This window comes from Mucilaginibacter sp. P2_A5 (assembly GCF_056404995.1).
In genome coordinates this window covers 1-23107 of record NZ_JBFUCY010000022.1, presented here as the reverse complement: position 1 = coordinate 23107, position 23107 = coordinate 1, and the positions used below count along the sequence as shown (strand labels likewise).

The window sequence follows — 23107 nt, the reverse complement described above, 5'->3', positions numbered from 1 at the left end:
GAGGCTTTTTATTTTCCTCCACATGCAACGTATTTCTTCCCGCCGTTGTCTTATTAATAAACCAAACTAAAACATTATGAAAAAGCATTTACTGTTATTTTTTGTCGCCTGCCAAAGCTGTGTTGTTTTTGCGCAGGACTCCAAAACGCCATACATGACTAAACCCATATCCGGGGCTGTTAAAGATGTATTTGTTAATACGTCGGGTGGCAGCATCAGTGTTAGCGGAGCAGCCGGGGAGGCGCCACGTGTTGAGGTTTATATCCAGGGCAACAACGTTATTGGCAAAATATCAAAAGAAGAAATAGAGAAACGCCTGCAAAACTACGAACTAAGCGTTACCGTTAGTGGCGGCGAAGTTCACGCGACTGCAAAGAACAAGCACAATTTTTCGAACTGGAGAAACTCATTAAGTATCGGCTTTAAAGTATTTGTACCAAAAAATGTTAACACCAGCCTGAATACCAGTGGGGGCAGCATCCACATGGATAATTTATCAGGTAACGAAAAATTTGAAACCAGTGGGGGTAGCTTACATGTTGATAAATTAACCGGCGTTATCAAAGGCCAAACATCTGGCGGCAGTATCCATGTAAGTAATTCGGGTTCGAGTATTGATTTGGAAACCAGCGGCGGCAGTATTGAAGCCAGCAATTGCAATGGTAAAATTCACCTGGAAACTTCTGGCGGCTCGTTACACCTTAGCGATTTAAAAGGTACTATTGATGCAAATACCAGCGGTGGCAGTATCAGCGCAAATAACATAGCCGGCGAATTTAAAACCGGGACTTCGGGAGGTAGCATCAACCTTACCCAATTGGCATGCGCGCTTGATGCATCTACCAGCGGCGGCAGCTTCCACGCGCAATTTAACAGTGTGGGCAAATATGTTAAGGTTGATGTAAGCGGTCATGTGGATATTTCAGTTCCCGCAAAGCAAGGTTTAGATCTTGATCTGCGTGCCGATAGAGTTGAGGCCAGCTTCAGCTCGAACTTTAGCGGCACCAAAGAAAAGGAAAAAATAGAAGGTAAACTAAATGGCGGCGGCTCGTCGGTGGTAATCAGGGGCAACCGTATCAATCTTAATCTTAACTAAGATCTATATAAAGTAAACAAGTACGCACGGGGGCCTGTTGTTTAACGCGACAGGCTCTTCGTGTTTTAAGTCATAAGTCTGGAGCCTTAAGTTCTAAGTCAAAAAAGGCAATTCAAACTTTAGGTTGATGGTTTACGTCAGACTTAAGACTTCGGACTTAAGACTCATATCTCTTCCTGAGTAACCGCATCATCCCCACATTAATGTCCCATTGGTTTGATACCGGCATTTTTGTATATGGCAGCACAGGCATGTAGGGGGAAGGGCCAAACTCGGGTGTAATGGTCAATAGGTGCGCGCCGCTTTGCCGGCGTGAATTTATTATGGCATCCCACCACTGCAAATGTGTTTCCAGCTCTGTTTGCCATTCGGGGGCATTTGGGTCAGAAACCTGGGCAGACTGGGCGTGGCCAACGCGCGCGTGAATATGAACAGTGCGGCCAATGGCTATTTTTACCGCCTCTGCCTGCTGTTCCAACAAGCTTTCAGATACATTACACCAGTGCGAAAAATCTGCCGTTATTAAAACATCAGGGTTATCGGTAAGTAATTGCTTAGCGATATGGGCGGCAAATAAAGCTTTATTACGGTGTGTTTCATGGGCAATGGTGATGCCGCTTGCAAGGGCAATACCGTTGGCTATGGCAAAAAGCTCTTTATTTTGGTCGTTTGTGAAATAATCCTTTCCGGTTTGCGAATCAATTAAAACCGGCTGTGCTTTTACTATATTTTCCAGGTGCTTGCAGAAGCTGATTTTATGCAACTCAAAATCCTCTTCAAACGACTGGTAATACTGGCCAATCAATAACAGGTCATATTTTTTGATCGCATTTAAAATGATGTCTTTTTCGCTTTCATCAAAAGGTACACCTGCTTCAACACCCTGGTAACCGGCTTCTTTTACTTTAAAACAAAATTCATCCCAGGGCAATTGCTCAGAACCCCAGCGCGGGCAAAAAAACTTTACTTCCATTTTTTTAATTTAGTCTATGGTAAAACCGGTTCGTCGGGTTAAACCGGGTTATGATATAAATATATGATTATTTGCCCCACTCGTTACCTCGTAATGCCGGCTCTTCTTCTTTTTTCAAAAAATCAGCTTTAACTTTCTCCTCAGTTTTCCATTCCATAATTGCCTCGTCAGGAACAACCTCTACCGGTGTTTTCCATGAAGCAGACTTTTCATTATAAGCAAGGTTTGATTGCAGGCTATAGCAGGATATAATTGACCATCTGGGGTAATCAGACAAATTAACTTCTGACCGGTGCAATAGGTTACTATGAAAAAACAGCGCGTCGCCCGGCTCCAGTTCAGCATAAATTAATTCCATTGATTGCAATGCATTTTCTACCATCACCATATCTGCGCCAACTTGTTCGCCGGCATAACCGTGATTAACCCTGCCCATTTTGTGCGAACCTTTAATTACCTGGAGACAACCGTTTTCTTTGTTGGCAGTAGTAAGTGCTATCATTACACTAATCAGCTGGTCGGGAAACATAAACTGGTTTTTATACCAATAGCCGTAATCCTGGTGCCATTCCCAGGCACCACCAACTTTTGGCTCTTTTTGCATCAGTTTTGAATGGAAATGACATATGCTGGATTGATGGCCGAGCAACTGTGCAACCGAACCCACCATCTTTTGACTTCTGGTTAAATACCCGAAAATATCATTGCCGGGTGTAAACCACAAAGACAGTTTAGTTTTTTTGCCCGATTGATCGTTCAGATCAAGCGCGTTATTGAGCATGTTATCGTCGGCGGTTGCGGCTTTGTACATCTTATCCACCTCCGGTTTGCTAAAAAAGCCTTTTACTATTACATAGCCATCTTTATGGTACTGGCTAACTTGTTCTGCTGTTAATTTAATACTTGCCATACAATTGGTTTTAATACACCAAAGGTGAAAATCTTTGCGGGCCGCTGCCACATCACATCTGTTAAAAACCGATACTTTTCTGACATGCAAGGGTGATATTCATGTAAAATAGCTTATTATTGAGTATGAAACCAGTACTCGAATACTTGCCCCGTAATGCAGGCGAATCATTTGTTACCAAATATTTTGATTACAATTTTTTCCCAACGCCCTGGCATTTCCATCCCGAATATGAACTTGTGCTGGTTACCGAAAGTACCGGGAAGCGTTTTATAGGTGATCATATCAGCGAATTTAAGCCGGGCGACATGGTGCTTATCGGGCCATATCTGCCGCATACTTACCAAAATGATGCTGAATACCTGGAAGAACATTCGGTATTAAGAGCCAAATCGATAGTTGTTCATTTCAAGGAAGATTCCTTTGGCTACGGCTTTTTTGCATTGCCCGAAGCGCAAAAAATTTCAGCATTACTTCAACGCTCGGTTAAAGGGCTCAGCATTGCGGGTAAAACCAATAGGCTGGTAACGGAAAAGCTGGATGCCTTATTAACCGCCAAAGGGTTAACGAGGTGGCTGATATTGATTGATATATTAAATATCCTATCGGACAGTAACGATTTGCAGGAAATTTGCCATAGTGTGATTACCGGGCAAAACCCTGCCGAAACAAAAAGGATGAATGATATATTAAATTTTGTCCTCCATAACTTTAAACGCGAAATTACTATTGCAGAGGTAGCCTGGTTGGCCAATATGGCCGAAAATTCATTTTCAAGATATTTTAGTAAGCGCACAAGAAAATCATTTACGGCATTCCTGAACGAGGTGAGGCTAAATTATGCCGCTAACCTGTTGATTGAAACCCCGGCAAGCGTAACGGCCATTTGCCTTGATTGTGGCTTTAATAATTTATCTAATTTTAACCGTCAGTTTAGGGCGGTATACCATAACAACCCATTAAACTTTAGGAAGTTATATCAGCGGCAAGCAATTTAATAATGTTGGGTTTAAAAATGTACCCCTGCTGTACGTTCGCGTAAGGGTAAAATAGCTGCATGTTTTGCAAATTTCTGAGTATCAAAATACTATATATTTGATACGTATTTTTAAGATACAACTGGAAATGCACCCAGACAGTACAGTAACCCAATGTTTGGGTTTAAATACTGCCGTTTGATAAAAACTTCCAAACTTGAGAAATTTGGATTTAGTTGATTAGTAATTGGCGTTCCGGGATGAGATCCGGAACGCTAAATTTTTTATGGCTGGCCTTTTTCTGGCACAATAACAATATCCAGGTCTGCTATTTTTTTAACATATAGCTCATCAACCAAAATCATTACAATAGCTAACAGGGGCACTGCCAGTATAACACCCAAAACACCTGATAACGTGCCCATTAATACCTGCGCCAATATGGTTAATGCCGGTGGCAGGTTTATCATTTTATTTTGGATGATAGGGGTTACTATGTTACTTACTATAGTTTGAGTAACCATATACATTAATGCCACAACTATAGCTGTATTTGTGCTGATGGTTAAAGCCAGCAATACCCCCGGTATCATGGCAGCCAACGACCCAAAGTTGGGAATGAGCTTGAGCAGGCCGGTAAGCAGGGCAAGTACCAAAGCCACGGGGATGCTCATGACGCCTAACCCGATAGAAAGTAAAATGAATACCAGCACCATGGATAACATCATTCCTTTTAGCCATCCCTTTAGGGCAAAGCTAATCCTGTCTATCACCTGGTGGGCAAGCGGTTTGCGGCTTTCGGGCACTAACTTTATCATGCCATCTTTATACAGGTTAGGGTTGCTGGTAAAAAATATAGCCAGGAACAGGATGATATAAATATCGCCCAACACACCAAAGCTGGTATTAAAGAAGGATTTGGCGGTGGTCATTAAAGCATCTGAGTTATCATCTGCCAGGTATTCCAGGATTTTTCTTCCGATAGGGGTTTCGGCCAGTTTGAGTTTGGCATTACTAATTGTATGCGGAAGCGTATCGCTTAATATAGCTACCTGGTTTGATATTTTAGACCCCATAAACCAAAACAGCACCCCAAGCAGTACAAAGGTGCCTCCGATAGAAATAATCATGCAGAGGCGGCGGCGCCATAGGGTTTTCCGCTGGATCATGTCGCCCAGGCCGTGAAAGTATACGGAGATGAGTATACCCGCCAGCACCATCAGCAATACATTAAAAGCAACCCGGGCAATCAGTATCACTACCACCAACAGGGCCACAACGGCAACGGTTTGCCATACTTTTTGAATGTAGGTGAGTTCTTTTTGAGTTGTTTTACCGGTATATTTATCACTATTGAGGGCCATATTGTCCTGATTTGAAAAAGAATGTTCAAATAGGGGACAATGAACACCTCCAAAAGTTTTAACAATATCGCAATATTGATTTAATATCAAGACCCAAAGCCCGAACAGCACTCATTCCTCCGTTTACCGGTGGTTAATCCAGCACAAATGTTGATATTGACCGTGCCGGGAGTAAAACGCCGTTAGTATACTTACTTTGAGAAGCCTGCATATTTACGGCTTTATCCCCATTGGTTAAATAGCTGCTAAGCGTTTTGTATTTTTTGCCAGTGTTCTTTAAATCGAGTTTTACTTTTGTATTGGTCGTTCCGCGGTTAACAGCTACTATAACCAGTTTATTGTTCGCATCTTTCCATGCCGAAACCAGGATTTTACTTTGCGTGGCCGGCGCTGTACCGGTAAGTATGCGTACCATACCGGGGCGCACAAATAAACTGTAATGGCCCAGTGCCCACAGGTTTTTGGTTACCGTAAATTCGCCATCTTTAAAATCGGGTTTGGGGTTTAAAGCTATGAGGTAATAACGGGTGTTAACATCGGCGCTGCCCGGTTCGTAGGCATTCCAGAATTGCCAGGCCGTAGCGTTACCATCTGTGAAATCGGAGTGGATAATTTTTGCCAAAAACAACGCGCAATCTATCGCGCTCCGGTCGCCTTTTGAGCCTTCCTTAAAACCATCGGCCAGCATACTGTATTCCGATTGCCAGAAGTTGACGCCATATTTTTTTGCGGTATCGGCCAGCTGGCTCCGGGTAGCTACCATGCCGCTGTCGGTAGTTTCGGTAAAGTAACTGTGGCCGGCAATTATTAGCGGTACGTGGTTTAAGGCCTTTACTGATAATGAACTGTTTGGGCCGAAGAAATGCTGGATTTGGCTTGATGAATTACCCTTGCCCGAATACAGGTAATTGAGCATGCCTGCTTCGCTTATCAAAATTTTAGTGCTCAGCTTCTCTTTGTTTAAAACTCCGTTAAGCTCATTAACCACATGGTATATTTCGTCATTTTTCCACGCCGAGCCTTCCTGGTCGCCCTGCATATACGGGCGCGACCAATCCCATTGGGGCTCATTAACCGGGCTGATATAGCTGAAATGAAGGCCTTCACTATCAAAATGACTGATCACTTTGGCCAAAAAATTGACATAGGCGCCATAGGCGTCGGCCTTTAGGTTACTGGTAAAGTCTTTTTCTGTTTTATACCCAAGCCCGTTACGCGTAAATTGCACAGGTGGGCTGTTTGAAAAGGCGACGAGGGTTTCTACACCATAATCATGCGCCTTTTTTAAAAAGAATTGATAGCCCGACTGCTTGTTCCAGTCATAATTGCCATTTGGGCTTAAAAAGCACTCAGATCGCCTCCTGAAATCTTTAATTCCGCTGCTATCGCCTTGTTCTGCAGTGCCCGCGCCAATGTTAAAACGCCAGGCCGATAAACCAATTCCCAATGGGTTTCCCAACTTGTCTTTTTGCTTGCTGAATAATAAACGGGCGATAGCCTCCTTCTTTTCGGCAGGCCAATATTTTCCAATCCCTTCAGAAAACCAACAGCCCGATGCACCTATGTTTTGAATAACCTGCGCTGTTTTGTTTAAGTCGATGTGAACTGTAATTGTTGTATCGGGAGTTTGGGCAACGATTGGGCAGCTAAAAATAGTTGTCAATAGCAGTGCAATGCCTATAGGTTTAAAAAAGCTTTTTGTAGGTTTCATGTGGGGCAAATATAAGTGTGGATACGCACATTGTTGGCTATATCAAAGTACTTTATCCTGATTTATATATAATCGGGGCTCCTGCTGTAATGTTGGGGCTTTTTCTTTTACGGCTTGGGTTCCCTCACCAATACCCAATACGTGGCGTTGGTAAGCGGCTCTAAAAATGAAGCTGTCATTTCATAGCCCAGCCGATTGTAAAAGGATATATTCCTTGGCGTAAAAGTTTCCAGGTAGGTGGGCAAGCCCAACTTATCGGTTTGCTGTAGTACGTCGTTTACCAAAACAGCACCCAAACCTTTGCCCTGGAACTCAGGTTTAATGCCGACGATAGAAAGGTACCAGGATTCTGCGGCAATTAAATCCTCCAGTTTTGCCGACATAAAATCTACCATCTGCACGTAGGCATCAAGCACGCCATCGCCTAAATTGGTTTTTAAAAATGCCTTCTTTTCGTGGCTTTTTTCCGATTCAATATCTTCGTTTAACGGCTTGCTCCATACAGACGCGCCGTACCTGTGTTGGCCGGGAATAAACAGCAGGCCGTATTTTTCGGCCTCGTACATCGAATAATCAAGGTAGCTTATTAACGCCTCGCGTTTCTCTTTATCGCCGGGGATTGATTGTAACAGCCTGATATAAAACGGATCGGGCTGTAATGCCTGGTATAAGGCTTCAGAAAATTCCTGGTATTTAAGCGTGTACATAATTGGTAAATATCGGAAATTATGAAGCGTACTAATATGTAAAAATTGATAATATAGTTGGATGTGGCCTGCCTTGGTCATAAACTAAAAACAGCCCGGAGATAAAACTCCCGGGCTGTTCATTTATAGCTTTCATCCTTGTGCTTTTAGCTTTCGGCTTCAAACCTATTTCTTCATTACCTTGTTTACAATATCGTTTCCAAACACAAATACCATCAGGGTAACCAGTATTACAAAGCCCACAATTTGCGCGCGTTCCAGGAACTTATCGCTCAACGGTTTGCCTTTTATCATCTCCACTATCAGGAACACAGCATGGCCGCCGTCAAGTGCCGGTATTGGCAAAAGGTTCATTAACGCCAGTACCATTGACAAAAAGCCTACCAGGCTCCAAAAGTGAATCCAATCAATAGTGCCGCCAAACAGGTTGGCTATAGCAACCGGGCCGCTTACCGCTTTGTTAAACTTAACATCGCCCTTGAATATTTTACCCAGGCCTTTGGCGTTATCAGTAAATGTGCTGATAGCTCTTGCCGCACCGATAGGAAAGGATTGGAAGAAACCGTATTTAATGGTTTTAACTACAGGCAAGTCGTTTTTTGATGGATAGAAACCCAGGGTGCCATCGGCAGCTACAGGGGTTTTCAACGCTATTGTTGTGCCTGCACGTTTTATAGTCAAATCAACTACTTTGCCTTTGTTTTTTATTAGTTCAGGTTTTAACTCATCAAAAAATGAGATGGGTACATTATTAATGGCTACAATACTATCGCCTTTAACTATCCCCGCCTTTATAGCTGTTCCTGTCGATGTTAATGAATCTACCACGAACTTTGTGCGTGGTATGCGGCTAATGAATTCTTCTATGCCATTGTCGGCCAAATCGTTCAAAATTGTGCGCGGAACAGTGACACTCAACGTTTGCGAGCCACGCTGTACAGTAAAAACTGTATTTTCAAGCAATACCTTGGGGCTTGTTAAGTCATCAAATTTTACTACAGGTTTACCATTAACTGCGGTTATTTTGTCACCTGCTATTAAACCTATTTTTCTGCCAACCACACCCGGTACAATGCCATATTTAACGCTGTTGTTCGGAATATAGCTTTCGCCGAAGCGGATAGTCAGGATCCAAAATATAAGAATACCCAGTATAATGTTAACTGTAACACCACCAAGCATCACAATTAAACGTTGCCAGGCCGGTTTTGAGCGGAACTCCCAGGGCTGCGGCGGGCCGGCCATCTGGTCGGTATCCATCGATTCATCTATCATACCGGCAATTTTAACATAACCGCCTAAAGGCAGCCAGCCGATACCGTATTCAACACCTTTGTATGTAAATTTAAACAGGCTGATATTCCATGCATCAAAAAACAGGTAAAATTTTTCTACTTTAATCCCAAATGCCCGCGCCGCCAAAAAGTGGCCCAACTCATGCAGGATTATTAAAATTGAAAGGCCCAGTACAAGCTGGCCTACCATGATCACTATACTCATTAGTTATATTTATCTATTAATAGTTTATAGCCTTTAACGGCCGTTTTTGTATAAAATTTTGCGCAAAGATGCGTGTTTCTTTGTCGGTATTCAAATAATCGGTTATGGTTGGCTGCGATACAAAAGTTATTTGCTGCATACACTCCTCAATAAGGTCGCTCATGGCCAAAAATCCGATGCTGTTGTTTAAAAAGCCGGCAACTGCAATCTCATTGGCCGCATTAATAATGCAGGGCATGTTACCGCCTTTTTTTAACGCCGCATAAGCTAAACCAAGATTGCGGAAAGTTTCCAGGTCTGGTTTTTCGAACGTCAGGTTAGGGTAAGCCGTAAAATCAAAGCGTTTAAAATCATTCTGGATGCGGTTAGGGTAGGTGAGCGCATGCTGGATAGGCAGCTTCATATCGGGCAGTCCCATTTGCGCTTTAATCGATCCATCCCGGAACTGCACCATAGAATGGATAATAGATTGCGGATGAACAACTACGTCAATCTGATCTGCACTTACGTCAAATAACCACTTGGCTTCTATCACCTCCAGGCCTTTGTTCATGAGCGAGGCCGAGTCGATAGTGATCTTGGCGCCCATTACCCAGTTTGGGTGTTTTAAAGCGTCCTCGCGGCTTACGCCTGTCAAAAAATCAAGGCTGCGGCCGCGGAACGGCCCGCCCGACGCGGTAATGATCAGTTTTTCTATCGGGTTGTTTTCTTCGCCCGCCAAACATTGAAAAATAGCCGAATGCTCGGAATCAACAGGCAGAATTTTGATGTTATGTTGTTTGGCCAGGTTGGTTACTATTTCGCCAGCCACAACTAAAGTTTCTTTATTGGCCAGGGCAATATCCTTACCTGCTTTTATAGCTGCAATGGTAGGCTCCAAACCGGCAAAGCCAACCATAGCGGTAAGTACTATCTCAATATCGGGGTGTGTAACTGTATCAATAATAGCCTGGTGGCCTGCCAGTACTTCTATCGGCAGGTGGGCTAATGCCTGCTTAACCTGCAGGTATTTGCCGGTATCGCATATAATGGCATACGCCGGCATAAACTCAATAGACTGGCTAATTAATAACCCGGCGTTGGAGTGCGCGGTAAGCAAAAAAGCCCTGAACAGGTTGCTGTTACCTTTAATCACCTCGAGGGTTTGGGTTCCTATGCTGCCTGTTGAGCCAAGTATGGCAATGTTTTTTATCTGGTTACTCAATTATAATATCTTTATATAAGAAAAATACCGGTCATCCTATGCTTGTAAAAACACGCGCAGACAGGCCTTTGCACGCTATGCTTCGGCGGGCTACCCATCACATGTCCAATTTTCCTGTCATCCTGAGGAACGAAGGATCTATCAGCTATGCATGACCGATAGAAAAGTTCGCGAATAGATGCTTCGTACCTCAGCATGACAGTCTTTGTTTTTGAATGCCGTCTCCGCTTCAGGGTTTCATTAAATTTTACGGCTACCCATGCCACTTTTTTCTGCGAATATAATTATAATACGCTTCTGTTATGCCTGTTTGTCTTTTTCAAGTCTCCCCTTTAGGTGAGATTTAGAGGGGCTTAAATATACGCTTTTAACCCATCCGCTATCTTCCTGTCGTTCGATAGCCTTGGCACCTTATTTTGTCCTCCCAGTTTTCCTTCCGATCGCATAAAATTAATGAACGCGTCTTTTTTCAGGCCTTGGATGATCAAAGGTTGCAAAATGTTACCCTCAATCAGGTCAAAATAGTAAATATTTTTCTTTTGCAGGGCTTTGTCCACTTTTATGGCAAAAGCCTGAAGATTGGCCGGCGGCGTTCCAAACTCCACAAACCACTCATGATAGGGTAGTTGCCCGGCCGGCGGGTTAACTTGTGGCGCTACGGTAAATTCGACCACATCTACGCCCTCAGCTTTGGCCACGCTCATTAAAGCATGTTCCACTTCCTCGCCAATAACATGTTCGCCAAAGGCGGATATATAATGTTTAATGCGGCCGGTTACTATAATTTTGTAAGGGTTTTTAGATATAAATTTAATGGTATCGCCCAAACTATATCCCCATAAACCGGCGCTGGTATTCATAATGAGCGCGTAGTTTTTCTCCAGTTCCACATCTTTGATATTGATGCGGGTAGGGTTTGCGTTAAAATATTCTTCGGACGGGATAAATTCGTAAAACACACCCGAATTTACCAGCAACAGCAACCCTTTTTCCTTTTGCGAATCCTGGAAAGCGATAAAGCCTTCGGATGCCGGGTAGGTTTCTATTGAATCGATATCAAAACCAATACTTTCTTCCATCCGGGCTCGGTAAGGTTCGTAATTTACGCCTCCATGCACGTACAATTTAAAATTAGGGAAAATATCTTTCACCTTTTTGCCGCCAGCCTTTGCCGAAAGCCTGTCGAAATACATCTGGCACCATGGCGGGATGCCGCTGATGAGGCGCATATCTTCATTAAAAGTTTCTTCAACTATGGCATCAACCTTTTGTTCCCAATCGTCGATGCAATTGGTTTGATAGCTGGGGAGCCTGTTTTTTTGAAGGTAACCCGGTACATGGTGGGCCACAATACCCGAGAGCCTGCCGGTTGAAACACCATTCTTTTCGGCCAGCACAGGGCTGCCTTGCAGGAAGATCATTTTACCGTCGACAAATTCGGCGTTGCCTGTTTCGTGAATATAGCTAAGCAGGGCATTGCGTGCAGCTTTGATGTGCTGCGGCATACTCTCTTTTGATATCGGGATATATTTTACGCCAGATGTGGTACCGGATGTTTTGGCCAGATATTTTGGTTTGCCCGGCCACAGCACATTTTCTTCGCCTTTTACAACCCTGTCTATATAAGGACGGAGGTCTTCATAATCATGGATAGGGACATTGCGTTTAAAATCTTCGTAATTATTGATCTGCGCGAAATTGTGCGCTTTGCCAAAGGCGGTGTCCTTAGCCTGGTAAATAAGGTTGCTAAATGTATTTTGTTGTAATACGAGCGCGTTTTTACGCAGGTAGTTAAGCTCCCTGTTTACAAGGGCCGCAAAAACTTTGCTCAATACAGATTTAAAGCCCATTTGTTAGTTGGTTTCAGACAGGTCATCATCTACATCCTGGTGGCTGTAAACCAGTTTACGGTAGGTGGCTATCAGGATGATATTCACAAAAGGGATCACAAATAAGATACCGAGAATGGTTAAGGATCCAACAAATATTAAAGCCTCGATGACGATAAATATAATAAGGTATTTTAAAAAGTTCCCTCGTATCAAGTGGAAGCTTTGCACCACCGATTCAATCGGGCCCGAAGCATCATCAACTATAAAGCAAGTGCAGATGGGAAAATAGAAAAGGAAAAAAAACTGTACAAAAATGCCAATAGTTATCCCGAATATATCCTTGGCATAACCTTTATCAAAGCTTTCTATTAAATGGGTAACAAGTACGGCAAGGGTGCTAACCAACACTAATAAAGCCAGGTAGCTTGCCAGCATTTTAATTGTAGGCACTACTTCAGAAAAATCAAAATCGTAATATTCTTTATCAATGAGCCTGAAGACTAACTTATTGAATGCCAGAAATATGAAGCTTATTTCGGTAAGTAAAATAAAAAAGCCGCCCAATCCGAATACCGCGCCATCGTCGAAAAAGTAATACACAATAAAACCTGATATAATAACGATCAGAAACCCGATAACAGAAAATACGGAAATTGTGACGAAATTTCGTTTAAAAATATTCCATGCAGTTCTAAATGTTTCTGCAACAGAAAAGGCGTGGTACATAGGTTATTATGATCTGTTAAAAATTACTCGCTTCCAAAAATCCTGCATAAATCCTATCCCGTAGGCTGTTAGTTGAGTGAAGGCAGCTATAATGCTCAAAAATGCGATTTTTGCTGATTTATTTTTCCACCATGCATGAAAAAATATTAACAAAATGATAAACAACACTATAAAATTGCCCAATTTGGCTATCTGCCATCCCAACAGGTTGAAAATGAGCGTGAAAAGCAGGAACAGCGTGAACGCCGCCGGGAAAAAATGCACCGCCTTTAATTCCCGGGGGAAAAACTTATAAATATTAATACGCGCCCTGCCAAAAAAATGCAGCTGTTTAAAAAACTGAACAAAATTGGTGCGGCGCTTATGAAAAACAATAGCATCGGGGATAAGGCCTATTTTAAAACCCATGGAATGGATGCGGATGCTGTATTCAATATCCTCGCCCAGGCGGGTAATAATAAAGCCGCCGGATTTTTCCCAAACCTGCCTGGATACACCCATATTAAAACTGCGTGGATGAAACTGCCCGATCCCTTTTTTATTACCGCGGATGCCGCCGGTTGTAAAAGGGGAGGTCATACTATAGCTAATGGCCTTTTGCGTTGGCGTAAATGAAGCATGCGCACCATCCGGGCCACCATAGGCATCCAGGTAGTTTGCGCTTAACGAATTGTTCACAATCTGCAAGTAATCAGCAGGAATCAAACAATCCGAATCGAATATGATAAAGTAATCGCCTTGGGCGCGTTCAAATCCAAAATTGCGGGTAAAGCCCTGGCCTTCGTTTGCTTTTTTAAAATATCGAACATTCAGTTTGCCGGCAAAGCTATTTACAATGGCTTCGGCATCATTAACCGAACCATCTTCAATCACCAAAACCTCAAAATTCCGGTACGTTTGCAGCACCAGTGTTTCCAGCAGCTCTTTAATTTCCTGCGGGCGGTTATATAAGGGAATGATGATGGAAAAAAACATGTTTTGAATTTGAGGATTAACTTCGTTGAGGGCTTCGCCGTTTGAAAATTTGAGGATTTGAAAATGTCGGGCTTTTCAATCATTTCAATTTGAAAAGATCAATTTTCAAATTTTCAAATCCTCAAATTTTCAAATCAGATTACTTCCTCTACCAAATAATGGTTCCGTTCGCTTGAACTACGGGAAACCAGTTCGGCAACAAAGCCGGTTAAAAACAGCTGCGAGCCTAAAATAATGGCCACAATAGCTATATAAAACCAGGGATTATCTGTTGGCTGTCTTTCTTTGATGTGATGCGAAAGATTATAAAGCTTGTCTGACATTATCCAAATCGCTATTACCAATCCGGTAAAAAAGCTGATTGTACCCATAGTTCCAAAAAAGTGCATGGGGCGCTTGCCAAACTTGCCTACAAAAAATATCGACAGCAAATCCAGGAAACCGTTTACAAAGCGGCTCATACCAAACTTGGTTTTGCCGTATTTGCGCGCCCTGTGCTCAACTACCTGCTCGCCAATTTTGGTAAAACCGGCCCATTTGGCTAATACCGGGATGTAGCGGTGCATTTCGCCATAAACCTCGATGTTTTTGACTACTGTACCGCGGTATGCTTTTAAACCACAGTTAAAATCGTGCAGGTTATTTATACCGCTCATTTTGCGGGTGGCATAGTTAAATAACTTGGTTGGTATGGTTTTGCTCAACGGATCATACCGTTTGGCTTTCCATCCCGATATCAGATCGTATTTTTCTTCGGTAATGCGGCGGTAAAGTTCAGGTATTTCGTCGGGGCTGTCCTGCAAATCGGCGTCCATAGTAATTACCACGTCGCCCCTGGTGGCAGCAAAACCAGTATTAAGCGCGGCCGATTTGCCATAGTTACGCCTGAATTTGATGCCTTTAATGAATGGGTTATCAAAACTTAGTTTCCTGATCGTATCCCATGACCCATCTTTGCTACCATCGTCAACTAATATGATCTCATAAGTAAAACGATTATCATCCATTACGCGGCTTATCCATGAGGTAAGCTCGGGCAATGATTCTGTTTCGTCATAAAGCGGTACTACAACTGATATATCCATTTATAAGGAATGTGATGCCGGGCTAAAAATATGGTCTGCCCGCAATCATCCGCAAAAATATAAAAAATAGGGAATGGTTTGTATAATGATTTTTAAGCTTCGGTCTCACCCAACCCTCTCCAAAGGAAGCCTCACCTAAATCCTCTCCAAAGGAGAGGACTTTTGATTTGCATGATTGCGATTGTTTTTAAGCCCTCTCCTTTGGAGAGGGTTGGGTGAGGCTTATTTAGGTGAGGCTCTTCACAATATGTAAAGCCTCTATTACGTTAAAAGCACTTGGAAATATTTGCATAACTTGCCTGTCATTATAAATAAAGCCTTCATGAAATTTTGTAAAGCAATTCTTTTTGTTCTGCCGTGTTTTTTTTCCACATTAGGCTACGCTCAAACCGACGATCAACAGGGGGCAAAATACGATCAGCATAAAGTTTTCAATCCATTATTTTATCCCGATAAAGGCAACGAATACCGGAATGCCGGTGGCGCCCCCGGCTCAAAATACTGGCAAAACCGCGCCGATTATAAGCTTGATGTTACGTTGGATACCGTGAAGCATCGCGTTGACGGAACCGCCGTCATAACCTATACCAACAACAGCCCGGATGCCCTGACTTTTTTATGGCTGCAGGACGATCAGAATATTTACCGCGAGGATTCGCGCGCCGAAGCTACCAGCTCGGTTACCGGGGGGCGGTTTGCCAACCGTAGCTATACCAAAGGCGACGAAATAAAGGCTATTTACATTATAAAAAACGGCAAAACCACAAAGGCCGACTACCTGGTTACCGATACCCGCCTGCAAATAAAACTTAAAGATTCGTTGAAGGCCGCTGGTGGCAAGCTACAGATTAAAGTAGAATACGGCTTCGAAATTCCCCAATATGGTACCGACCGTATGGGCCGCCTGCAAACAAAAAATGGCTGGATTTACCAGGTTGCCCAGTGGTACCCCCGCATGGAAGTTTATGACGATGTAACCGGCTGGAATGTACTGCCTTACCTTGGCGCCGGCGAGTTTTACCTGGAGTATGGTAATTTTGATTACACCATTACAGCCCCCGCAAGCCTGGTGGTAACCGGCTCGGGCGAATTGCTTAATCCAAATGATGTTTATTCGCCAACTACAATGAGCCGCCTGGCTGCTGCCCGTGCAAGCGATAAAACAGTGATGATAAAGGATGAGGCTGATGTTTTGAGCGGTAACGATCACCCCAAAAAGCCGATGCTTACCTGGCACTTTGCCTGTAAAAATGCCCGCGATGTAGCCTGGTCGGCCTCAAAGGCATTTGTGTGGGACGCGGCGCGGATTAATTTGCCCAGCGGTAAAAAAGCCCTGGCACAATCGGTTTATCCTGCCGAAGTTAAGGGTAACGATGCCTGGAGCCGGTCGACAGAGTATGTGAAGGCGGCCATTGAGCTTTATTCAGATAAATGGTTTGAGTACACTTACCCTGTAGCAACCAATGTGGCAGGTACGGTAGGGGGGATGGAATACCCCGGAATTGTTTTTTGCGGATGGGAAAGTAAAGCAGGCAGCCTTTGGGAAGTAACCAACCATGAATTTGGCCACAACTGGTTCCCGATGATTGTGGGCTCAAACGAGCGTAAATATGCCTGGATGGACGAAGGTTTTAACACCTTTTTAAATAATGTAGATACCCGCGTATTTAATAAAGGCGAGTATTATGAACCTGTAGACCAACAAAAAGCCGCATCGGGTTTATTTAGTGCCGATGCTGAGCCCATTATGAACGTTCCCGATGTGCTACAGGAGGGCTTTTTGGGCGTAGCCGCCTATGAAAAACCTGCTTTGGGGCTAACGATTTTGCGCGAGCAAATTTTAGGCGAGCAGCGCTTTGATTACGCGTTCCGCACCTATATAAAACGTTGGGCGTTTAAACATCCAACGCCCTGGGACTTTTTTCATACCATGGATAACGCCGCCGGCGAAGACCTGAGCTGGTTTTGGAACGAATGGTTTTTTACCACCTGGAAACTTGACCAGGCGATAAGCGGTATTGCTTACCAGGATGGCGACCCGGCAAAAGGGGCGCTGATTACTATAGAGAACCTGGAAGAGATGGCCCTGCCGGTAATCATCAGCATTAAAGAAGAAAACGGCAAAACCGGCATTGTAAAACTGCCTGCCGAAATATGGCAGCGGGGTGGCACCTGGACTTTTCCGTATAAATCGACCTCCAAAATAACTTTGGCGACTATAGATCCTGACCATAAACTACCGGATGTTAACCCCGAAAATAATTCGTTTAGCGGGTTGCCGGTGCCGGCCGGGGTTACCGCTGCCAGCGTAATTAAAACCTATCTTGATGCTATTGGCGGGGTTGATAAGCTGAAAAATATAAAAGACCTGCAGGTTTCGGCGGCGGCAAGCGTTCAGGGCTCCGAAGTGCAAATGCTTTCCAGGTACCGTGTTCCGGGGATGTACTTTCAGCAAATTACAGTTCCATCATATAATAACCTGGCATTAAGCCGTATTTTGGTTAATAACGACAACATCAGTGTGCAACAGATAAATCATGATATGCCTTTGGATGATGTAGCCAAAAAAATACTTAAAGAAAAAAGCAAACCATTTCCCGAACTGGATTATGACAGGTTTGGAAATGCGATGAGACTTGATTCTGCACTGAAAGTAGTAAACAACGATATGGCGTATGAAATTGACATACATATTGCCGACGGGGTAACTATTAAAAACTATTACAGCCAAAAAACCGGCCTCAAAATAAAGCAGGTAATTGATGGCACCTCAAGCTCGGTTACCGAATGGGGAAATTACGAGGGTATAAACGGTGGCGTTAAAATTCCATTTTTAATAAAAACGGTTATCCTTGGCCACCCGGCCGATTTTAAGGTTAAAGAAACGGCGGTAAATAGCAATATGCCGGCGGTGCAGTTTCAATAGTTTTTAGTTAACATTTTATATATTTAGGGCGTTGATATTTAAATATCAACGCCCTTTTTAATTTATATGAAGAAAATTTTACTTGTTTTAGTAATAATAGCTGCATGTGTTACCAATAACCTGTTTGCCCAAACAGATACGGTAATGTTGTATATGCGAGATGTTAACGATGGTTACGATTCCTACGATGCCGGAGCGGGTGAGCCTGCCATGAAAAAGGAAGATGCTACTTTTATTCGGGTACTTTTATCGCCTGCTACTGATGGTGGTTTTTATCGGGTTAACGATTATTATTTAAACGGCAAGCTTAAGTTTTCTGGCGAGTCGTTATCACCAACGTGGCGTACGCAGTTACAGGGCACATGCATCGAATATTTTGAAAACGGTCATAAAAAAGACATTTACCAGTACGACAAAGGTAGGTTAGCCGGGGATGTGATTGAATGTTTTCCCAACGGCCGTGTAAATACAGTTAAAACTGTTGGCGACGGCAATTACGTTAACAGTATTGGACGACCGGTATTAAAGTTAACCCAATGCCTTGATTCGTTAGGTAATGTACTGGCAGATGGAGGCGATGGAAAGTGGGTAGAATACCACGGTGGTAATGTGCCATTTGCCGAAGGAATAGTGAAAAAAGGCGTTGAGGATGGTGAATGGCATGGCAAGCTAAATGATACTGTTAATTATAGCTGTAAATACGATATGGGCCTTTTAAAAGAAGGCAAAAGTATAAGTACCAAAGGTAATGTATATCCTTTTACTCAAATTCAAAGCCTGCCCGAATTCCCGGGAGGACAAGATAAATTGCTCGCTTATCTTGCCCGTTCAGTTGTTTACGCATCTGATGCACGCGACAAAAGAATTCAGGGTAGGGTTATCGTTCAATTTGTTGTTCAAACGGATGGATCACTTGCAGATGTTAAAGTTATCAGAAGTCTTTACCCGAGTTTGGATGAACAGGCGTTAAACTGTATAAAGAAATCGCCTAAATGGAAGCCAGGGTATAAATATGGTATTAAAACAGACGTTCGTTACTCAATGCCTATCAGTTTTGCATTGGAATGATAATCAGAATACATCATCTAAATAACCCCTTACCAACCATTATTCCTAAATCTATGCGTAAAATAATTTACTTAGCTATCCTTACAATGGTATTAGGCATTCATAGTGTGAAAGCCCAGCAGGACACTATTGTATCGTACATGAAAAATACCTATTTGGATTACGATAGGGTAAAAAGTATCCCTGTTAACGATAAAGACAGCGCCGATTTTATTCGCCTTGTAATTACGCCGGATACCTCGGTCGATAAAACTTTATTCCAGGTAAAAGATTATTATTTGACTGGTAAACTTAAAATGATGGGTAATTCAAGTGTATGGACTTCCAATGTTAATTTACAAGGTAGTTGTATCGAATTTTACCCCAATGGACATAAGAAGTTGATATGCAATTACCAGGATGGCCACAGGGAGGGCGCTATTATTGAATCTTATCCAAACGGGAAGGTTTATTTAACAGGGAACTATCAAAATGGCCGATTGAATCTCGTTTCCTGTAATGATTCAACCGGTAAAGTACTGGCCGAAAATGGTAACGGCAAATGGTTAAAGTTTAGGGCCGATGGTAAAACCCTGTACCAGGAAGGTGAGGTGACAAATGGCATTGAAAACGGCGATTGGAAAGGCTATCCAAATGATTCGGTTTATTATGTGTGCCGATACACCAACGGTAAAATGATCTCGGGTATTACCTATGATAAAAAGGGAAATCAGTATAAGTTCACAGGTTTTGAAATGCTTCCCGAATTTAAGGGAGGGGTGGACGCCTTCATGCGTTTTATCGCCCAAAATTTACGTTATCCGGGTGATGCCCGCGACAGTGGTATTCAGGGTAAGGTGATTGTCACTTTTGTAGTGGAGAGAGACGGTACTTTAAACGACATAAAGGTAATTCGGGGCTTAAGTCAAAGTATTGATGAAGAAGCTATACGAGTTGTCAAACTGTCTCCACCATGGCAGCCTGGCATTCAAAACGGTGCCCCGGTACGCGTCCGGTATTCGATACCGATAAATTTTAGCCTGGGTGGCCGTTAATTCAGCCCCAAAACCTTGCTCGTACGCTCGCGTGTGGCAACGCTCAAAGCCTCATCGTTTGATAATGATTGCCCGTAAGATGGGATCATCAGCTTCAGTTTTTCCTGCCATTCGGTAGTTTTGATATGGGTTTTAAAACAACGCTCAATTAAATGTACCATAATTGGCACCGATGTTGACGCGCCCGGCGACGCCCCTAACAGGGCCGATATGCTTCCATCTGCAGATGTTACCACTTCGGTTCCAAATTCCAGTACGCCGGTGTGTTTGGCGTCTTTCTTGATCACTTGTACGCGCTGGCCGGCTATGTCCAGTGTCCAGTCTTCGGCTTTGGCGGTCGGCAGGTATTCCTGCAAGGCCTTAAGCCTGTCGGCAGGCGATTGCAGCACCTGGCTGATCAGGTATTTGGTTAGCGGCCAGTTATCTCGGCCCACGGCCAGTAAAGGCAGTATATTGTTTAGTTTAATTGATCCGAACAGGTCAAGCAACGATCCTTTCTTTAAAAAACGGGTAGAGAAACCTGCGTAAGGGCCAAACAGCAGTTCGCGTTTGCCATCAATCATCCGGGTATCCAGGTGCGGCACCGACATTGGCGGCGAACCTACCGATGCCTTGCCGTAAACTTTAGCTTCGTGGCGTTTGATAACATCGGGGTTGTTACAAACCAGCCATTGCCCGCTTACAGGGAAGCCGCCAAAGCCCTTGCTTTCTTGAATGCCCGATTTTTGCAACAGCGGCAAAGCGCCGCCACCTGCGCCAACAAAAACAAATTTGCTGTTCAGTTTTCTTTTGGCGCCGCTTGTTTTATCTTTTACCGTAACCAGCCAGCTGCCATCTTTATTGCGTTTAAGGTTGCTTACATCGTGGTTAAGGCTTAGGTTAACGCCCGGTTTTTGTTTCAGGTTATCAATTAAGCTGCTGGTAAGGCTGCCAAAGTTAACATCGGTGCCAATATCCATAAATGTGGCGGATACAGCCTCGTTTTCGTCGCGTCCTTCCATTACCAGCGGAATCCATTTTTTAATCTGCGCTTTATCTTCAGAATATTCCATCCCTTTAAAAAAGTGATGTTTGATAAGGGCCTGCTGGCGCTTTTTAAGGTAGTTTACATTGTCTGCGCCCCAAACAAAGCTCATGTGCGGTATCTTACGGATAAAACTTTGCGGCGACGCGATATATTTTTTATCGATGAGATAAGTCCAGAATTCTTTGGTAATCTCAAACTGCTCGGCAATTTTGATGGCTTTTTTTATTTCTACGGTGCCGTCGGGCAGTTCGGGCGTATAATTCAATTCGCAAAAAGCCGAGTGGCCGGTACCCGCGTTATTCATTGGCGCCGAGCTTTCTGAAGCGATAACATCAAGCCGTTCAAAAATTTCGATAGTCAAATCGGGCTGTAATTCTTTAAGCATTACCCCAAGTGTTGCGCTCATAATACCCGCGCCTATTAAAACCACATCAACCGTTGTTCCCGAAACTTTATCGCTGTTAACCATCTTAGTATGATACCCTGTAAAAGGTATTTTGAAATTAATTATACCAGGTATAACCCGGTTTTTGCAAAATTGTTATGCTGATTTAACCCCGGATAGCTGATTGAAGCAGGCGGGAAATAAATTTGACAATTTTAAGGATTTTTTACAGAAAATCTGTCTCTATCTGTCCATTAATTGCAATAAAAACCATGTTTAAATTTAGATAGCCACGTTTTTGAACAAATTACCACAATTGTATTTATAATAAATTAACACAAAATAGATACTGGACTGTATTTATTAAGCCACTATTGTAATTAAGTTATGATCCTTAATAAATTAAATGCCGGTTTTGTTATAGCGCTTGCGCTGATAACCATAAGCGCCTGCAAACAGGAAAAAGCCAGGCCAAAAGCTGTATCAAAAGATATTACCAAAACCACTGTGCAGGTGGCCGGAAAAAAAGATAGCGTTTACAATAACCCCGGCAAAAAATATGGAACGGCTACCGTTAGCGATCCATGCATAAAATGCCTGTTGCAGGTTATACAGGATAGCAAGAGTTTTAAGGCCAATACCGCCGGTTTATCGCCGCAGGATATTAACTATACCGTTAATTGGGTAAAAGCCACCAATCCTGTGTTGCAACCCGATACGAGCGACAAAACCAATGCTGTGCGGGTAGATGTGAAAAGGATAGAAGACGGGGAGGATAAAAAGCTGATTGCCTATATTTATAACAATGTAGATGGTACAATGTACCTCATAAACACCCAAAATAAGCTGGAGCATGCGGTAAGCAGCATTACACCCGAGTTACTGAAAAAGATCAGAAACAGTTGTTATTGGGGAGTAGCATCGGGAAATAAATAGTATCAAGTAGTTAGTATCAAGTAGCAAGATTTTTTTATTTGCAAGGGTACCGGACGGGAGAGTGCCCTTTTCAGCGCGATTTAACCTAAGTACGCAAATTGCCTTTTATAACTAAATCGATAACGAAATTAATAATGTTAATGTCCGATTCTTCATCGGTCGATTTGAATTGGTCAGGGTCGCGGCTTAACAAGGCTTCTGTCAGCACATACCTCTCATCAATAAGGGCTAACTTAACTTTGAAGATGCAGTAGCCGGTCCAGCTTCTGTGCAGGTAAAGCCACGAGTCTTTATAATATACAAACCATCTATCGTCCATATCCTGTGGGCGATGACCTAATATTAACGTGTTATAATCTTCATTGGTCAGTATCTTGTTCAGGATAATTTTTTCGTGTTCAACCGGAAATGGAAATGCTTTCGGATCAAGCCGTATTTCTGGGGGAAGATCAGTTTAAGCATATATTTTAGCGAGCCTGAAGAGGAAAAAGGTAGTATCTCTAACACCTCTTGAAGTAGCCCTGAATGCTTTGATCTTGGCGTTGAATGATTCTGCTGAGGCATTGGTACTTCTGTTGTTAAAGAAGTTCAGGATCGATTCATAATGCGTTTGTACAGACCTTGCCACCGTTTTAAAAGCATCTATTCCCGACTCTTCCACATCGTTATAC

The 23107-nt window shown here is 43.1% G+C and carries 20 protein-coding genes; 6 read left to right on the top strand and 14 right to left on the bottom strand.

Annotation, left to right across the window (positions count from 1 at the left end):
- Positions 1-76 precede the first annotated feature (76 nt).
- Positions 77-1096, top strand: a complete 1020-nt coding sequence (locus tag AC1DXF_RS19465) for a DUF4097 family beta strand repeat-containing protein (protein WP_477450367.1) — start codon at positions 77-79, stop codon at positions 1094-1096.
- A gap of 157 nt (positions 1097-1253) precedes the next feature.
- Here the strand turns inward: AC1DXF_RS19465 and AC1DXF_RS19460 are convergent, their stop codons facing one another.
- Both AC1DXF_RS19460 and AC1DXF_RS19455 read right to left on the bottom strand, forming a co-directional pair.
- Complete coding sequence (locus AC1DXF_RS19460) at positions 1254-2069, bottom strand: sugar phosphate isomerase/epimerase family protein (RefSeq protein ID WP_477450366.1); 816 nt, start codon at positions 2067-2069, stop codon at positions 1254-1256.
- Positions 2070-2136: 67 nt separating this feature from the next.
- A complete protein-coding gene (locus tag AC1DXF_RS19455; RefSeq protein ID WP_477450365.1) occupies positions 2137-2979 on the bottom strand; it encodes a phytanoyl-CoA dioxygenase family protein in 843 nt (280 codons plus the stop codon).
- A 125-nt stretch (positions 2980-3104) separates the two neighbouring features.
- Here AC1DXF_RS19455 and AC1DXF_RS19450 point away from each other — a divergent pair, with 125 nt between their 5' ends.
- Positions 3105-3977 (top strand): AraC family transcriptional regulator, encoded by an 873-nt coding sequence (locus tag AC1DXF_RS19450; RefSeq protein ID WP_477450364.1) that lies wholly within the window; start codon positions 3105-3107, stop codon positions 3975-3977.
- A gap of 263 nt (positions 3978-4240) precedes the next feature.
- Here AC1DXF_RS19450 and AC1DXF_RS19445 read toward each other — a convergent pair whose 3' ends face one another.
- The 9 genes from AC1DXF_RS19445 to AC1DXF_RS19405 form a co-directional block, all read right to left on the bottom strand.
- Positions 4241-5320, bottom strand: coding sequence for an AI-2E family transporter (locus AC1DXF_RS19445; protein WP_477450363.1), 1080 nt, complete (start codon positions 5318-5320; stop codon positions 4241-4243).
- A 133-nt stretch (positions 5321-5453) separates the two neighbouring features.
- Complete coding sequence (locus AC1DXF_RS19440) at positions 5454-7031, bottom strand: glycoside hydrolase (protein ID WP_477450362.1); 1578 nt, start codon at positions 7029-7031, stop codon at positions 5454-5456.
- Between the two features lie 107 nt (positions 7032-7138).
- The gene (locus AC1DXF_RS19435; RefSeq protein WP_477450361.1) at positions 7139-7738 is read right to left on the bottom strand and encodes a GNAT family N-acetyltransferase; all 600 of its coding nucleotides are present in this window, start codon (positions 7736-7738) and stop codon (positions 7139-7141) included.
- Positions 7739-7903: 165 nt separating this feature from the next.
- Positions 7904-9238, bottom strand: a complete 1335-nt coding sequence (gene rseP / locus AC1DXF_RS19430; protein WP_477450359.1) for an RIP metalloprotease RseP — start codon at positions 9236-9238, stop codon at positions 7904-7906.
- A gap of 16 nt (positions 9239-9254) precedes the next feature.
- Positions 9255-10442, bottom strand: coding sequence for a 1-deoxy-D-xylulose-5-phosphate reductoisomerase (locus AC1DXF_RS19425; RefSeq protein ID WP_477450358.1), 1188 nt, complete (start codon positions 10440-10442; stop codon positions 9255-9257).
- A 353-nt stretch (positions 10443-10795) separates the two neighbouring features.
- Positions 10796-12292 (bottom strand): GH3 auxin-responsive promoter family protein, encoded by a 1497-nt coding sequence (locus AC1DXF_RS19420; RefSeq protein WP_477450357.1) that lies wholly within the window; start codon positions 12290-12292, stop codon positions 10796-10798.
- Between the two features lie 3 nt (positions 12293-12295).
- A complete protein-coding gene (locus AC1DXF_RS19415; protein ID WP_477450356.1) occupies positions 12296-12874 on the bottom strand; it encodes a hypothetical protein in 579 nt (192 codons plus the stop codon).
- A gap of 132 nt (positions 12875-13006) precedes the next feature.
- The gene (locus AC1DXF_RS19410) at positions 13007-13975 is read right to left on the bottom strand and encodes a glycosyltransferase family 2 protein (protein ID WP_477450355.1); all 969 of its coding nucleotides are present in this window, start codon (positions 13973-13975) and stop codon (positions 13007-13009) included.
- Positions 13976-14109: 134 nt separating this feature from the next.
- Positions 14110-15060, bottom strand: a complete 951-nt coding sequence (locus AC1DXF_RS19405; RefSeq protein WP_477450354.1) for a glycosyltransferase family 2 protein — start codon at positions 15058-15060, stop codon at positions 14110-14112.
- Between the two features lie 322 nt (positions 15061-15382).
- Between AC1DXF_RS19405 and AC1DXF_RS19400 the strand changes: the two genes are divergently transcribed.
- From AC1DXF_RS19400 to AC1DXF_RS19390, 3 genes are all read left to right on the top strand, one after another.
- A complete protein-coding gene (locus tag AC1DXF_RS19400; protein ID WP_477450353.1) occupies positions 15383-17986 on the top strand; it encodes a M1 family metallopeptidase in 2604 nt (867 codons plus the stop codon).
- Between the two features lie 66 nt (positions 17987-18052).
- Positions 18053-19054, top strand: a complete 1002-nt coding sequence (locus tag AC1DXF_RS19395; RefSeq protein WP_477450352.1) for an energy transducer TonB — start codon at positions 18053-18055, stop codon at positions 19052-19054.
- Positions 19055-19107: 53 nt separating this feature from the next.
- Complete coding sequence (locus AC1DXF_RS19390; protein WP_477450351.1) at positions 19108-20088, top strand: TonB family protein; 981 nt, start codon at positions 19108-19110, stop codon at positions 20086-20088.
- On the opposite strand, the gene AC1DXF_RS19385 is transcribed toward AC1DXF_RS19390, so the two are convergent.
- Positions 20085-21584, bottom strand: coding sequence for a malate:quinone oxidoreductase (locus AC1DXF_RS19385; RefSeq protein ID WP_477450350.1), 1500 nt, complete (start codon positions 21582-21584; stop codon positions 20085-20087). The genes AC1DXF_RS19390 and AC1DXF_RS19385 overlap by 4 nt on opposite strands.
- Positions 21585-21887: 303 nt before the next feature.
- Here AC1DXF_RS19385 and AC1DXF_RS19380 point away from each other — a divergent pair, with 303 nt between their 5' ends.
- Positions 21888-22436: a hypothetical protein gene (locus tag AC1DXF_RS19380; RefSeq protein ID WP_477450349.1), complete on the top strand. Its 549-nt coding sequence runs from the start codon at positions 21888-21890 to the stop codon at positions 22434-22436.
- An 85-nt stretch (positions 22437-22521) separates the two neighbouring features.
- Here AC1DXF_RS19380 and AC1DXF_RS19375 read toward each other — a convergent pair whose 3' ends face one another.
- Both AC1DXF_RS19375 and AC1DXF_RS19370 read right to left on the bottom strand, forming a co-directional pair.
- On the bottom strand, positions 22522-22755 hold the full coding sequence (locus tag AC1DXF_RS19375) for a hypothetical protein (protein ID WP_477450348.1): 234 nt from the start codon (positions 22753-22755) through the stop codon (positions 22522-22524).
- 135 nt (positions 22756-22890) lie between these two features.
- A partial coding sequence (locus AC1DXF_RS19370; protein ID WP_477449268.1) for a transposase occupies positions 22891-23107 on the bottom strand: 217 nt, incomplete at its 5' end.